Annotated in this window: 7 protein-coding genes and 1 pseudogene; 2 read left to right on the top strand and 6 right to left on the bottom strand. The window is 32.3% G+C overall.

Features of this window, described 5'->3' with window-relative positions; genetic code table 11:
- Window positions 1–29: 29 nt before the first annotated feature.
- The 3 genes and pseudogenes from psbI to ETSB_RS10740 all read right to left on the bottom strand — a co-directional run.
- Window positions 30–113, bottom strand: coding sequence for a photosystem II reaction center protein I (gene psbI, locus ETSB_RS09035; protein ID WP_084220164.1), 84 nt, complete (start codon window positions 111–113; stop codon window positions 30–32).
- A 1636-nt stretch (window positions 114–1749) separates the two neighbouring features.
- Window positions 1750–1947: a hypothetical protein gene (locus ETSB_RS10745; RefSeq protein WP_232509817.1), complete on the bottom strand. Its 198-nt coding sequence runs from the start codon at window positions 1945–1947 to the stop codon at window positions 1750–1752.
- An 82-nt stretch (window positions 1948–2029) separates the two neighbouring features.
- Window positions 2030–2484 (bottom strand): annotated as a pseudogene (locus tag ETSB_RS10740) (TIGR00300 family protein); the annotation flags it as partial.
- A gap of 1042 nt (window positions 2485–3526) precedes the next feature.
- On the opposite strand from ETSB_RS10740, the gene acnB reads away from it, so the two are divergent.
- Complete coding sequence (acnB, locus tag ETSB_RS00025) at window positions 3527–6106, top strand: bifunctional aconitate hydratase 2/2-methylisocitrate dehydratase (RefSeq protein WP_044105455.1); 2580 nt, start codon at window positions 3527–3529, stop codon at window positions 6104–6106.
- A 2446-nt stretch (window positions 6107–8552) separates the two neighbouring features.
- Window positions 8553–8708, top strand: coding sequence for a hypothetical protein (locus ETSB_RS09775; protein WP_171816360.1), 156 nt, complete (start codon window positions 8553–8555; stop codon window positions 8706–8708).
- Between the two features lie 525 nt (window positions 8709–9233).
- Here the strand turns inward: ETSB_RS09775 and ETSB_RS00015 are convergent.
- The 3 genes from ETSB_RS00015 to ETSB_RS00005 all read right to left on the bottom strand — a co-directional run bounded on the left by ETSB_RS00015 (window position 9234) and on the right by ETSB_RS00005 (window position 14163).
- A complete protein-coding gene (locus ETSB_RS00015; protein WP_044107506.1) occupies window positions 9234–9419 on the bottom strand; it encodes a hypothetical protein in 186 nt (61 codons plus the stop codon).
- A gap of 2558 nt (window positions 9420–11977) precedes the next feature.
- On the bottom strand, window positions 11978–13267 hold the full coding sequence (locus tag ETSB_RS00010) for an O-antigen ligase family protein (RefSeq protein ID WP_232509815.1): 1290 nt from the start codon (window positions 13265–13267) through the stop codon (window positions 11978–11980).
- A 65-nt stretch (window positions 13268–13332) separates the two neighbouring features.
- Window positions 13333–14163, bottom strand: a complete 831-nt coding sequence (locus tag ETSB_RS00005; protein WP_044107503.1) for a YaaW family protein — start codon at window positions 14161–14163, stop codon at window positions 13333–13335.
- Window positions 14164–15350: the final 1187 nt, after the last annotated feature.

Below are 15350 nucleotides of genomic sequence, written 5' to 3'. Positions count from 1 at the left end.
TCAAAATCTTTCCGTCTAGGGTTACGAGTTTAGTCACTCGATAGAAAACTGAAGACAAACAGAGAAATGAATAAAGCAACGACTATATAAACTGCAATTTTTAGGATTAGCATCTTATTTTAATCTCCTGATTAAAATGGACTCCAGTTTTAAAATAAACGTTTCATCCTGCTAACTTTATCGCATTTTAGGATTGACTTGGAAAGGGCCAGAGGGTAACAGACTGATGAAGTCATGCAGTGACACGGTGATACAGTGGTCAAAATTAACTAAGGTAGTTGACACCACAAGATCCCAACAATCTTTATTTAATCTCAAAAAAATTTTTAATTGTACCAATTTTAATTTTTGGTACAATTAAAAATTTTTTCATTGAACTAGACAAACGCTTTGTCAGTTTAACGCTGTTTTGGTTCATGGATGGATAATCCTCAAAGTTTACTAATAGGCTATACAAGTTTATTCTAGTTTTTACTTCATAAAAAATACTATAGTTATCATCAGGTTTCTTGTATTATAAATATAAATAAAATTCTAAGTTTAGATACACTCTAAACTTAGAATTTTATTTATATTTTTGTTTTAATAAATAATATTGTAGTTTTTGAAGCTAAATATTAAGATTAATTCATTATTTATTTTTTTATTAAATATTTAAGATATACTGATTCTAATAATTTTGAAATACCTAATATAATTTATTGTTATTGATGTTTTTTAAAAAAGCTAATTTGGAATATTTTTTATAAAGTAATATGATTAAAATTGCTGTTTTTAACAAAACTCTAAACCAATATATTTGTCTATCAATATCTATTCATCTCTGATTTATACCATTGAGATTACATGGTATTGATTATATTTGAATTGAACTTTTTGAGGTTAAAGATAATTAAATAGGCATGATTAAAATAGATGAGTTTATTGACCTTGATATAGATATAATATATATCTATAATTTTTAGTTCCTTAAAAAAAAGTTGATTTCTCATTTTTATTGAAATTTATTCTGCAGTAAAATAAATTTATGTGCTAATCTTATTTTTTTTTTATATATAAATATCATTGAATAATAATATTTATATATAAAATTTTTCTTGATTTTATATTAGATTTTAGTTCTATTATATTAGATTTTTTTCTTAAAATTTAATATTTTTAAACCAAGTTTTAAAATCAATACTGCCTTAAAAATAGATAGAATAATTCTACTATACTAATTCAACTAGAATTTACCCACAAAAATATACTCAGCAGATAACTAAATACTCTAATAAATAAAAATAGACTAAGCTTAAAGTTCTATTTTTTAGAATTAAATTATTTTAATTCTAAAAAATAATTACACTAATAGATGTTAATTAAAATATAAATCGACTCTTTATCCTTACTGAGAATATCTACTGGTGCTACGGAACCGCTATCACACAATTAAGTCACTATAGCAGGATTAACCTCCACACGAACTTTTTTGACTCCCGCTGGAGCCATTGTACTAACTCCAGTGGAGTGTAACATCGATGTCCTTCACTTACAGAAACTACCCGTTTTATATCAACCCCTAAAGGAGTTACCAGCTTATTTAATATCATGAACAGCTATCGTATTTACGACAAAAAAGTGCAAATATAGCCTTTATTTGCTAAAAAAAGATGTATTGATTTTAAAAAATTACAAATTACCGCAGCACCTAAGTTTACTGTCACTTTACTACTTTTAACCCGTATTTAATGCCTTTACAATTCAGCGTTATATTCCTAAATTAAAGTTAAAAATCTTGAAGCTGCCCCAATTTGACACAATTTGGTCGATGGCGTTATTAATCACCCCTGCATCGAAAAAATAGTTTTGCAGTTGGATAATACGGTTGTCAATAAGGTAGTTAGCGTAAAGGCAGTTAGCGTAAACGTAGTCTAGTACAATTCTGACACTCTTAGGGTCAAACATTTAGCCGCCCCCGCTTTAAGAAATTTTGTTAAAGACAAAGGAGGCGATTCGAGTAAGGAGGAAGGGGATAATATATCAACTAACCACCACTGAGAGGACAAAAACAAGTGTCCAGATGGGAGAATCACTCGTCGATCAAGTGTAGGGAGAGGACTTCTGTCTTCAACCATAGAGTATAAGTCGAGTTCATATCGAAACCCATGTCCCTTCAAAGGGAAAATGCTCGGATATTCCGTAGACGGTGAAACCATTTTCCTCGAACTATTTTTTGAAGTAGAGGTCTTCTCCTTGGTGTTCTTTGTGGTAAAATCGACTTGGAATAACATTGTCCCCTAAAAACAACCCTAAATTAGCGGTAAATAGTATATCTGTCTGACCTTTTTCGGGAGTCATCAGATTGACGATTGCCAAATATTTTATGATTTGATAGAAGTTCTGTCACTGTTCCACAGCACGATTACGGTTTAATTTATGAATATTTTCTTCCATCTATAGATAAATAAGATAATCTACGCCATAATAATCGGGAGCGCACATAAAAAACGAATCGAGTCAATTATATATAAATACCTCCCAAAAGGTAATCAGTAAGTGAAATACTGCAGCAACTTAATGTTTTTATTAACTAGCTTATAGTTGTGACTAGTGCAGTGTTTTGACTCTTCACAGAAAGCTTTACTAAATTCCTCAGTTATTTTATAGACCAAGTTTTTGTTTTACATTATTGAGTCATTTTTCTCTAGTCTATCCCTAGTTATTTATAACATATAACTCGTAGGCTTATTTCTTCTTTAAATAGTTATATTGTTATTTGTTCTTATTTCTACTTTTATAAAATTTATAGGTACAATTTTATGTTTGAATTTAACAGTTTTTACTCAAGACAAGTCAAGTCTATTTTGAGTTAATCTTTACAACAATTAGACATGATTAATATTTATCTGTTACACCAGAATACTATAAAAAATTTACTTGATAAGTATATTAAAAAAGTTAAATTTAAATAAATTATTTTTATAAAAAAATCTAAAAAAATAAGTAAATTGTTAATATTTTGATTATTAAATTACTATGAATGCTTAATTAATATGACTTTTACTTTTTAATATAATTAGATATCCAGTATTATAAATATTTATTTAGAATTACTTAGTATAAGATTTATATTAAGAGTAATTTAACTACAGAAATAGTAAAATTGAAAAAAAAATAGATTTTTAAAAGTTTGATGTTGTTTAAAACAAAGATATATTTTTTATTTAAACGTATATTAATACTCTATCCAAGAGTAGATTAATTAATATTTAACATAAAAAATATAGCTTAGTTAACTATAAATAATTAAACTTACCATTATCTAATAAATAAAAAAATATTGTATAAAACTATAAGAGGTTACTAAAAAAAGTATAATTAAACATCTCAATTTTATCAAATTGCAAAAAAATATAGCTTAGCTTTATAAGATTTTCAATAACACTATCTATATTGTAACAGAATAAAATTTATAGCCTTAAAGGTATCACCTTTAAGGCTATAAATCAAAACATAAAGAATAAAATCACAGGAGAACAACTGAATGTTAAAAAGTTATCGTAAACACAAAGAGGAACGCGCAAAGTTGGGAATTCCTCCTTTAGCCTTAACGGCAGAACAAACTTCGCAACTATGTAAACTTCTTAAAAATCCTCCTGAAGAACTAAAAAAAGAACTTTTAATGTTACTACGAGATAGAATTCCCCCTGGTGTAGATGAAGCGGCTTATGTCAAAGCAGGATTTTTAACAGGGGTAGCTAAAGGTGAGATAATCTGTACTACAATCTCCCCTCAAGAAGCAGTGAACTTATTAGGAACCATGATAGGTGGCTATAATGTACAATCACTGGTCGGACTGCTTAAATCTACCGACAGCAACTTAGCATCAGCAGCAGTCACCGCATTAAGTAGAACTATCTTAGTCTTCAATGCGTTTAATGAAGTCTTAGAATTATCGGAAACTAACCCCTATGCCAGACAGGTCATCGATGCTTGGTCTAATGCTTCCTGGTTTACCAATAAACTTAAAGTCCCCGAAGCCATTATCGTCACTGTCTTCAAAGTTTGTGGAGAAACCAACACCGATGACCTGTCCCCCGCCCTCCATGCAACCACAAGATCGGACATTCCTTTACACGCCTTAACTATGCTAGAATCTCTTGTTCCAGAAGGAATAGAAACTATTGCTAGACTCAAAGATAAAGGCCATCCCATTGCTTACGTAGGGGATCTTGTTGGAACGGGGTCTTCCCGTAAGTCTGCCATCAATTCTATTTTATGGCATATTGGGAATGATATCCCTTTTGTCCCCAACAAACGTTCAGGAGGATACATTATTGGCGGAAAAATTTCCCCTATTTTTTTCAATACGGCTGAAGATTCCGGTTCATTTCCCATTGAATGCGATGTCAGCAAAATGGAAACCGGAGACGTTATCATTATCCATCCCTACAAAGGAGAAATTACTAACGAAGCAGAAAAAATTATTGCAACCTTCATCCCTAAACCTGAAACCATCTTAGACGAAGTACGCGCAGGGGGACGTATTCCTTTACTTATTGGACGCGCCTTAACTGATAAAACTCGCCAGGCATTGGGACTTGAACCTAGCACTATTTTTGTTCGTCCTATCTCCTCTATCGAGGACGAACAAATACCTGGGTTTACCTTAGCACAAAAAATAGTTGGTAAAGCTTGCGGTTTACCTGGGGTTCGTCCAGGAGATTCTTGCGAACCCATAATGACGACTGTAGGTTCTCAAGATACCACAGGGCCTATGACCCGTGATGAATTAAAAGAGTTAGCCTGTCTAGGGTTCAATGCAGACTTAACTCTACAAAGTTTTTGTCACACTGCCGCTTATCCCAAACCTGTCGATGTCAAAATTCATAAAGAGTTGCCGGATTTCTTCTCAACCCGTGGGGGGGTCGCGTTGCATCCTGGGGATGGTATCATCCACTCTTGGTTAAACCGAATGTTATTACCCGATACTGTCGGGACTGGGGGGGACTCCCATACTCGCTTCCCCTTGGGTATATCTTTCCCGGCAGGTTCAGGGTTAGTTGCATTTGCAGCAGCATTCGGAGTAATGCCTTTGGATATGCCAGAATCAGTGTTGGTTAAGTTTACTGGGGAATTACAACCTGGGGTAACTTTACGGGACATTGTTAATGCTATTCCTTGGGTAGCCATACAAGAAGGTAAATTAACCGTTGCTAAAGAGAAAAAAATTAATATTTTCAATGGACGTATCATGGAGATAGAAGGTTTACCGAATTTAAAGGTTGAACAAGCATTTGAATTAACAGATGCTACGGCAGAAAGGTCTTGTTCAGGAGCTACTATTAAGTTGGAAAAAGGGACTATTGCTGAATATTTACAGTCCAATGTTGTCCTAATTAAAAATATGGTGGCGCGAGGTTATCAAGACTCTAAAACTTTGGTACGTCGTACAGAAAAAATGGAACAATGGTTGAAAAATCCTGTATTGCTGGAAGCAGATAAAAATGCTGAATATGCAGATACTATTGAAGTTAATTTAAGTGAGATTAGAGAACCTATTGTTGCTGCACCAAATAACCCAGATAATGTTAAACTAATGTCCGAATGTTCAGGAGAAAAAATTGATGAAGTATTCATCGGTTCTTGTATGACAAATATTGGACATTATCGCGCTGCTGCTAGTATTTTAGAAGGACAAAAAATAGGAGTATATAGCGGTTTACCGGTACGTTTATGGATTTGTCCCCCAACTCGAATGGATGAAAAAAAGCTACGGGAAGAAGGTATTTATGATATTTTTAAAGCTGTTGATGCGCGGATAGAAATACCTGGATGTTCTCTATGTATGGGTAATCAAGCACGTGTAGAAGATAATACGATAGTGTTTTCCACTTCTACCCGCAACTTTAATAACCGTATGGGTAAAGGGGCTCAAGTTTACCTTGGTTCTGCAGAATTGGCTGCGGTGTGTGCCTTATTAGGAAAAATTCCAACAGTTGAGGAATACATGTCCATTATCACAGAAAAAATTAAACCCTTTTCTAGTCAATTATATTGTTATTTAAATTTCAATCAAATTGAAGGTTTTCAAGACGAAGGACGGATTATTCCGTTAGAATAAATAACAAAGATTGAAGATATTTTGGGTATTCCAAAAGAAGTCTTAAGTTAGAATAATAGGGCGGGTAATGTCCGCCTTCTTATTGGTCATCCATCAGGGGCAACATTAATCAAGGTAAATTTTATAAAAATTTTGGGAGAGATAGACAAGTAGCGAATCTATTTCAGAAGCGGCATTTATTAAGGTAAGATGCTATGAATATAAAATTATATCTCGATATTGACCCAAGTATTTTGTTATCTAGATTGTTTCTATCAAAGATTAAAATGGCATTGTTATTCTGTTCCTTAATTGAAAACCTTTATCAAAAAAAGATAATAGTTTCATTTAATAGTAGGGAAAAATATGCCATGGATAATGATTTTAGTGTGCTGTTTTTTAGAGACTCATAAAAGAGAAATTATAGAAATAAGTTGACAGTCAATTATTGGCTTTTAAATTAACTTATGGCAACATAGATGACCGTAAATCTGTTCCTGAATTAAGGTAATACTTGAGTTTAAAACTCTTGAAATACTGAGGATTTATTGCCCAAGAACTCTTTGAGAGATTAAATCAACGAAAATTTAAAATAATTACTTACTATAAAATAATCAGTAAACTTAATTAATCAACTTTTATCTCTTAAATATTCTTTAATTCAAACTATTAATGACTAAATTTAAAACATGTATAATATCGAATATTCAAAATATATAAATTTTTGTAACTGTTTTATTGACTTTTTTTACTCTACTGATTGCTTATCTATATTTACTTAATAAACTTTCTCTTAATTTATGTTGAGAAGGTAATTTAGCTTTACGTCTTACTTTTTTGAAATAGTTATCGTAGTATTGTTTTATAAGTACTAAATTATATAATCGTTAAAGTTTGCAAATTTGAATTTAGATATTTAGAACAAAACCTGTATTATTAAATAATAATCAATATTAATCGTTAATATAAGTTAATAATTAGTATTTTTCTTTAAAAGAATACTAATTATTACAATAATTATAAATATTATTTTTTTATGATAAAATCATTTTTTTATCGGTAAATATAAGCTTAATTTTTAATTGCCGTTGTTCCATTATTAAAAATAGAAAACCTAAGATAGATAAAAGTAATTTACTATCGCATCACTAAGAGCATAGTCTAATATAATTAGACCATACTCTTAGTGATTAAGTTAAAATTGTATAACAAGCAACTCTTATAGATTAGCTGTAACAATTGTTTAATAAATAAAAGATAAAGGTATTACCATGTAATGCTTTATATGTATCTAACTACTTATTTTTTAAAAATTAAAAAATAAGTAGTTAGATACATATAAATAGTACTATATTAATGTAGGTTTTATATTGAAAAGTGATAATGAAAAACAAATATAAAAGTGTATAAATAGAGTTAGCGACAATAATTATGAGCAACTAGTATCATCTATTCGCTTAAGATTGTTTTTCAAGTCGGAGCAAGAAAAGACTTTATTGGGGTTAAGTCAAGCTTAAATAAGTTGCTTAAAGAACAAAAGATAGAGTTAGTGTCATTATATTCTCGGCAATAGAGTGAAAACTGAGGGAAATTGCCATTTATTTCAAATGTACTTCCTCGACTTAAAGATAGAAAAAAAGGTTTGAATATGGATAAGCTTTAAAGAGCGTTCAAAGTGATGCTTTTATTCTTATTCTCTAGAATTCGATGGCATTAAGAACAAATGGAAAAAAAAAGACCATGAATATATATTAGCAATAGCAGTTATGGAAGTTGTCTAATTATTTTGAGAAAAAAATAGTTTAAAAGTGGCAATATTTTTTATTTAAAATAAAAAAGTATAGATTTTATCTAACTAGGTTAAAGTTTTATGCTAAATTAAAGCGAACTAATACAGATATTAATTTTGAGCTTTATTCGATTTTTTTTGACTAATCTTGGGTATTAATTAATAGTGTATTTAATTTTTTAATACTTTTCAATATAGTATTATTTATGTCCAACTACTAAGGTATTGCAATTTAATTATTAAAATAAGCTGTCCTGAAAGACAGTTTTTTAGCCTTTTGCCATCTTATAACTCCTAAATATACTCAAGTTACGAGCAAATAGTTTGCTTTTAGCATCTCTTCAACCACTAAATAAATACACTTATATTAAGTTGATAAACATTTGTCCCAACAATAACCCCAGAATAAAGATCTATGGTTTAGTGATATAAGATTGCTTCTCAAATAGTAACTTTCAGGTAATGAAGTATCAATATAAATGAGGTAAACTCAAAAACCTATAATTATTACAGGAGCTTAGTCATAAGTTGGGTTACACGCAACGAAAGCTCTCACTCAAAAATGAAATTGCCACGTTGTCATGGCCTGTCGCAATTTAGAAAAAATCCATAAAGTAGCTCAGGCAGTAAAAATCTCCCAAGACAACTACATGCTCTTAGCCTATTAACCTAGAAAGCTTGAAGATTGTTCAACGGTTTGCAGAAACTTTTCAGGATACTGAGAAATTTTTAGACGCTCTATTGTGTAATGCAGCCATTTATATGCCATTACTCAAAGAACCCTTGCAGTCGCCTAAAGGCTATGAGTTAACCATGATTACCAACCATTTATGACATTTTTTCTTATGTAACTTGATGTTAGACTATCTCAAGTACTCACTATCTTCGGAACCCAGACTAGTTATTTTAGTAATCTTTACTCACAACCCCGATGAATTAGGTAAAAATTACATGATAACCCGATTTAAGAAAACTTCAAGGGTTTATAGAAGGCTTTTAAAATCCCTATTTTAGGATTGATAGGAAAGCCTTTGAACCCATCAACGAAAACTTATAAAAACAGTAAAGTATGTAATGTTATGAGCATGTGAGAACTACATCGACGGTATCAGGAGTCAACTGGCATTACTTTTAGATCCTTTTATCCTAGATGTGTTTCCATTACCATTCCTTTCCGTAACTACTATTCCCTGTTTCGACAACTTTTCCCTTTGTTCTAAAAATATGTCACTAAAGGATTTATTTCTGAAGAATTAGCCGTCGTAAAGCAAATAGCTGAAGTCGTCGCTGCTCCTGAGTATAATCAATCAGGAGCCCATTGAGGTTTGGGAAATAGATAAAAGAAAGATTGCCGGTCTTTCATGGTAATGGCTGAAAATTTTCTATAGAGGTTTCTGGTCTAGCTCGATGATTTTGTGGAGAATAATAAGCAATGGCAAACATCGGTAAGGTAAGTGTTAACAAAGCGATCGTGGTTCCTATAATATAAGCCCACCTGTGAGCCGGAGGCTCTACAACCTTCCCTGACGGAGTACTATATTCCATAAAAATGGCTGATTGACCTGAACTCAATAAATTGTCATCAATGAGGTTTCAATGATAACCTCGTTATTTTCATTGTAATAATTTTTTCTTGACAAGTGTTAGTATTGTTAATTCTTAATTAAACTTCGGTGAAATACATGAAAAAATACCACTAAAGAGTGAGTAGTCATCCTAAGCAATCGAAGGCTAATAATTGACTTTATGTATTATTATTTAATAAGTAATAATACTTGTAATGTGTATGTAACTAATTTGATAGTTAATTTTATAATATGCAATAGTCCTAATTATTTTCTTGAATAGACTTTAAGGGGTTCTCGAAGAAAACGAATAGAGAAATATTTTAAAGTAGAACGGAGAAATATTTTAAAGTAGAACGGAGAACTATAGGTTAACCAACATCAATAAGCATCAACACTTCTGGCAACTTCCAATCAGTGACTTTTAAGCGCTCTGGAAAAAACAGGAGGAGGTGAACGAGAACGAGGTCATATCTCAACAGAAGCCAAGGTATGTTTGTGCAGTAACAGTAAACACAAATGAGAATTCAAACCCTAAAATATTGACCATAATTTTAATCTAAAACAAAAACATCTGCAGATTCACCCAAAATCTCTAACAAACGAGGTTTGCCATCAACCAGTTCATTACCTTTATTGCCAATTAAAACTTTCAACAATGGTTGAATCAGAGTTGATTGTTCGTGCCTTTTCTACTAACTTTTCCCAAAAGCCCTTAATGTTTTTCCTTGCCTTCATATACCACCAAGCTTTTATTTTTCCTAGCATAGATCCAAAGAAATTTTTACATCCCAAGGTTAGGGTAAATTAAAAATAGAATTTAACTTTCGGAAGATTAATGACTACATCAAGACTTTCCTCCCACATCTCCCACATCTTTTACCAACTCAACCATATAGTGACCCATTTCAGGGTAGGTAATATATTCCCTACTTAGTGGAGTAACTTGCTTTTTAAAAGTTAGGTTTCAGTAGGACGTGCTTACCTGGTTTAACAAAGCTTACTTGCTATGCCCCTGAAAGACTATAATAATTTTTCTAAGGAAAGTTGTCAACTAGGCAGCTCATTAAGACTTAGTACAAATTAAATTGACAATAGTAGATATTACATTGTTTTAAACATTGGATATTATTTATTATCGAGTAAATACTCACTTAGATTCGCTAAAGCAGCAATTATAAAGAAAAAATTCAGAGCATGTTCAGCCTAAACCAGAAAAGGTGTTTTATTGTAAAACAATTTGGTAAAGCCCATCACGATAAAACTTATAGAAGATCATCAACTATTGGTTAGAAATATCAATTTTTACACTTTAGGGATTAGTGCTTAGGCTTGGGGTGATAGTTCGTTTTGGAGTTATGGTTCTGACGACAGAGAGAAAAATTCTAGAATACTTTTGAGTCCGCCGTAGCCGCTAATGCAATTGTTTTTGATTATGATTTCTTAGTAAACAGATAATGTTCCTCTAACGATTAATCAAGTTCATTATTCGTTGCTGACTAAATAAATTAAATGTAATAAGATTCTCGGCACTGTTGGTCAGTTAGGGATAACCATTTAAGTTTAAAGTTCATTCGTTTAAAGTTCATTCGTTTAAAGTTCATTAACTGGGAAATATAACCACAATAATCAATAAGTTACAGGCCTCATAAAAATTTATCCTCAGTTATTTAACTTAAAACTCTTAAAAACAAAAAAATTAATTTCAATATTTATCTTAAATCAATCGTAATAATCCTTAGAATATCAAGATATTTTTTGCAAAAACTTGATTTTAACATAGAAAAAATTGTGCAATTAATCGAAAAAAGATTCAAACAGCACTGTAACACCGTTCCAAAATTAACGGAATTTATTTGAGAAAAATATGCTGTTCTCGTTTGGGTAGAGGTCAAGTTACCAACATTATAATTACTTTTCATAATTCATGAATATTGGACCTTCAGATGATTTTATACATCAAATATTTTTCTCCATTGCAAAAAAACATTTCCTAATCCGGTAAACTATCATCGCTTTGTGGATCTTATGCTCTAGGTAATTATTTGACTGTACGGTTTTTTACCGACTTGCAAAGGAAAAATAATATGAATTAGTTTCACAAACTCTACTCCAATCAAAGTTTTTCATCAATCTTGTAGTAGAATATTTTGAGTTTTTGAAAGCTTAGTTGGACGGGATTAAAATTTGTAGTACATTTTTTTAGTTGAACTACATCTAATCATAAACGACTGCGGTCAATTATTGATTTTGAGTTGACTTCAAGCAACAATGACGGTGTATTTATTCCAGAAAATAAATTATTTAGAAACCGAAAATACCTTGTTGATATAACTTTTTTAAAAGCTCTATTAACAAGAATTGAAAACAATCACTCACCATCAACAGAATATAAACTAAAAGTTAGTAAACCTCATTAATATCGTTGTGGTTTAGCTTATGTATCGGAAAGAATAACTGTGTTTTATACTTCTTATAACTCACATGTATAATTATATTTTATAGTAGTTTAAGTCTCAATTAAGATATCTTTACAAACTAACGTTTAACTTCTGTGATACCAGTGATCGCTGACAACAAAAACCACCCCAACAGATTGACCCGAATATCAAAAAGAGTGACATCAAATAGATTGAATAAAATACAACTGCAAAAACTTATTAAATAAGTAAACAGTAGTAAATGTTCTTGACGTTTTTCTTGCTTATTAGACCATTGAACTAAATTTCTTACCCCTCGAAATATCACATTTCCCACAATGCCACAAAAAAGTAAAGTTCCAGGGATGCCAATTTCAGCAAACAACATTAAAAATAAGTTATGGGGATGTCCCATCCACACATTCATTTCAGCTTGGTAGACTGGGGTAAAATTCCGGAGTCCCCATCCTAACCAAGGCTGTTGTAATATCATCGCTCTAGCGACTTTCCATTGGGTAGTCCGTAAAGCAGTGACGTAGCGATCATCATATAATTCATCCGTCAACCTTGTCCAAAAATAAGCAGGAACCAGTTCACGTATAGTTTCCTGTCCCCAAGGAACCCAGGCAGCCCAAACAACCATTCCAACCGCGATAACCGCTAGGTAAATGGCCCAATACCAACGTAAATAAATGGCAAAGGACACCATCCCTAACAAGGCTAATCCCCAGACACTACGAGAATTGGTAAAAATTAGTCCCAGTCCATCTCCTACTACCGCAAGACTGAGAATAGTTAGTTTCCCAATTATCTCTCGTTTGTGTTTTGCTTGCCGGTGACGATAGATATAAATCCATAACCCTATGGCTAACAAAAAAGAAACCAGAAGATAAATAGCTAAAATATTAGCATACATCAAAAAAGAAGACATTCGTCCATCAGGGTTACCATAAGCCAGTAATTTAATCCCAATACTCCTAAAAAAAAGTGGACTTTCCCAACCCCATCCTAGTTGCATAAACCCTAATCCAGTCAGGAGAATAGACGTTAAAACCACCCACCAAGCAAACTGATACAATCGATATAAATTAACAAAAAAAATGGGGAAAGCAGCTAATAGAAGAATTCCTGGTAGAAAATTTGGCAATCCTTGTAAGGCAAGAATAGGTTGAAAAGCAAAAAATGATGTAATAACCAGCCAAAGACTGAATACTCCTAATATCCAGGTAAAACGCTTAGAAATAATTTGGTGAAAACGTTGCTGCCACAGGCTAAACAAGGCAATCACTAAACCTACACCCCCAATAGTGGCAGAAAAGGGGAATAAAAAGACCCCAAACTTGAGGAAATTCTCTACCCATTGAAGATCATTAGATCTTGACTGGAAACTCGACAACAAAGACTTCACAATATCAATTAAATAGTTGACAATATTTAGAATATAAACGATAAATATTGACTATTTTCACTTATCTAAGTGGTTTCCCAACATTCGGTGCGAGTAAGACGAATTTGAGCTAAGGCAAAAATGACTGGAATAATGCGACCGTAATTAGTAGCAATCGCTCGCCATCCTAAATCAGCCAACAACCAACCCCATAACATCGGACCAACAAAAGCAAAAACTCCACGAAACGTCCCATAACGGGCTGCTGTCGTCACCATTCTTAGTCTAGCGGTGTTAAGTACAATTTGATTAGCTGCCACTGTCCCAGCCCCAACTACAGCTTGTTTTGCAACTTGATAGCGAGCAAAATGGAGGACAAATTGTTGAGCAATATGTTTAAGTAGCCAGGGTTTCACGAAAGAGTTTATCGTGATCACGCTGCTACCCTTCAACAAAAGACTAAGGCGATTGTTCTGAAAGTTAGCAGGGTGGGTTTCACCCCGGTTAGAGTTAGCTAATGATAGTTCTATTCCTTTCATCAGGGTCTTTTGTTCACAAAGAGGAAGTTTTTTCCAAGCTTTACTGACCAAATAAAGAAAAATGTCTGCTTCAATATCGGTGGTAGGCATCTGGTTAGAATAAGAAATTTTTAAATACTGACAAACACGAATAAGAATTTGACGGTAGCTAACTTGATTACTCTTTTTTCGTAGGACCGTGATGCCATCAGCTCCCAGGTAACGAAACCGTTTTTCCACCGCATCTATCCAACTTCCCCAGTCTTGACTTTCTACTTCAATGGGGTCAGGGGTTTGCAAATAATCGAGGGGATTAAATTTACGACAAAAAAGTATTTGGGTTAAATGACGTAGATCTTCTTCTGTCGCTAATTCTAGTACTGCTCGCAGTTCATCCAATGTTGGGACCTCCATCAAGGGATTTTGAGATTTACTTGATCTTATAGATTTTTAGGTTCACTGTGAGTTAGTATATAATATAAGTAGTTAAGACAGACTGATGCACTAAACAACTTTCCAAAAGTTCTCTTAGTCATTTAGACCTTTTAATTTTAAGTCTATGACTGCAAACTCAATATTATGTTATCAGAGACAGGTAAGAAGAGAGTTGCCTAGCCAACTTCACAGGGTAAGCAATAGATGATTATATAGTAGAATTATGCATTTCTTCTTAGGGTAAATAGGCCTTTACCTAGTTTTATCCTTTGCAGTCAAAACCTGCTTCATAATCAAGAATTTGCCCTCGTCGTTCACTCACCAGTTTGAAGACTAGGTATATTCAGAAAGGGCATACACCGCAACCTAGTAAAATTGGTTCTAAATAAAACAAAATTATAATTGAATGATAGAACTAACAGGTTACGGTGGCATCCATATGCACTACTGAAAACCCCAAGGAATAATGTCCAAATGTTTCTAGACCTCTATTGTTACTCCAGGAATATTCTGTTTAGCAATAACTCTCTCCATAATGGTTTAATAAAAATGAAATTCTTCTTCTCATACCACCAGATTTAATGTCGAGGTGAACATCTCAAAATGCATCATATTCTCCATTTAAATGCTTATAGATTCATGAATATAAGTTGATTAATGAATCGTCTTTGCAGGGAATTTTGGATGATCGAGTTGTCATGGATAGGTTATGGTCACAACGCATATAAAGACAATCTAGAAATGTATTTTTCCTTGTTCTCATCAAATTATCTCTTTGTTATCTCAATACTGTTCCCAATACAAAAAGATGTCTTCTTGAACTAATTACTCAATATTTCAGGCATATTTAAAATAAAATTATATAATTTGGGGTTAATTAGTAGGTTGACAAATTTATATATATATGACCATTTGTAGCTTCAGCTTACCATAACAGTTGCTCTTCCTTACATGATACTTCAATCTTGTATTATGACTAACTTTAATCTTACTCTATTTCCATTAAACAAGCATATATATGCTTCGACTTGTGGATATCTTTTTTATAAATATCAACTTTTAAAAGTCAATATTTCTTGTTGAATAAACGCGCATTTTCTAAGTTTTAGTCTCAGACTCTAACAATAATATATGAGGGGTTTTTTAAAAAA

Source organism: cyanobacterium endosymbiont of Epithemia turgida isolate EtSB Lake Yunoko (assembly GCF_000829235.1).
Taxonomy (GTDB): Bacteria; Cyanobacteriota; Cyanobacteriia; order Cyanobacteriales; family Microcystaceae; genus Rippkaea.
This window is presented reverse-complemented; position numbering and strand designations above follow the sequence as displayed.

Bases quoted from the DNA above. Each gene is read 5' to 3' on its own strand.
- psbI (WP_084220164.1), bottom strand. From the start codon at position 113: ATGCTAATCCTAAAAATTGCAGTTTATATAGTCGTTGCTTTATTCATT.
- ETSB_RS10745 (WP_232509817.1), bottom strand. From the start codon at position 1,947: ATGTTTGACCCTAAGAGTGTCAGAATTGTACTAGACTACGTTTACGCT.
- acnB (WP_044105455.1), top strand. From the start codon at position 3,527: ATGTTAAAAAGTTATCGTAAACACAAAGAGGAACGCGCAAAGTTGGGA.
- ETSB_RS00015 (WP_044107506.1), bottom strand. From the start codon at position 9,419: ATGGAATATAGTACTCCGTCAGGGAAGGTTGTAGAGCCTCCGGCTCAC.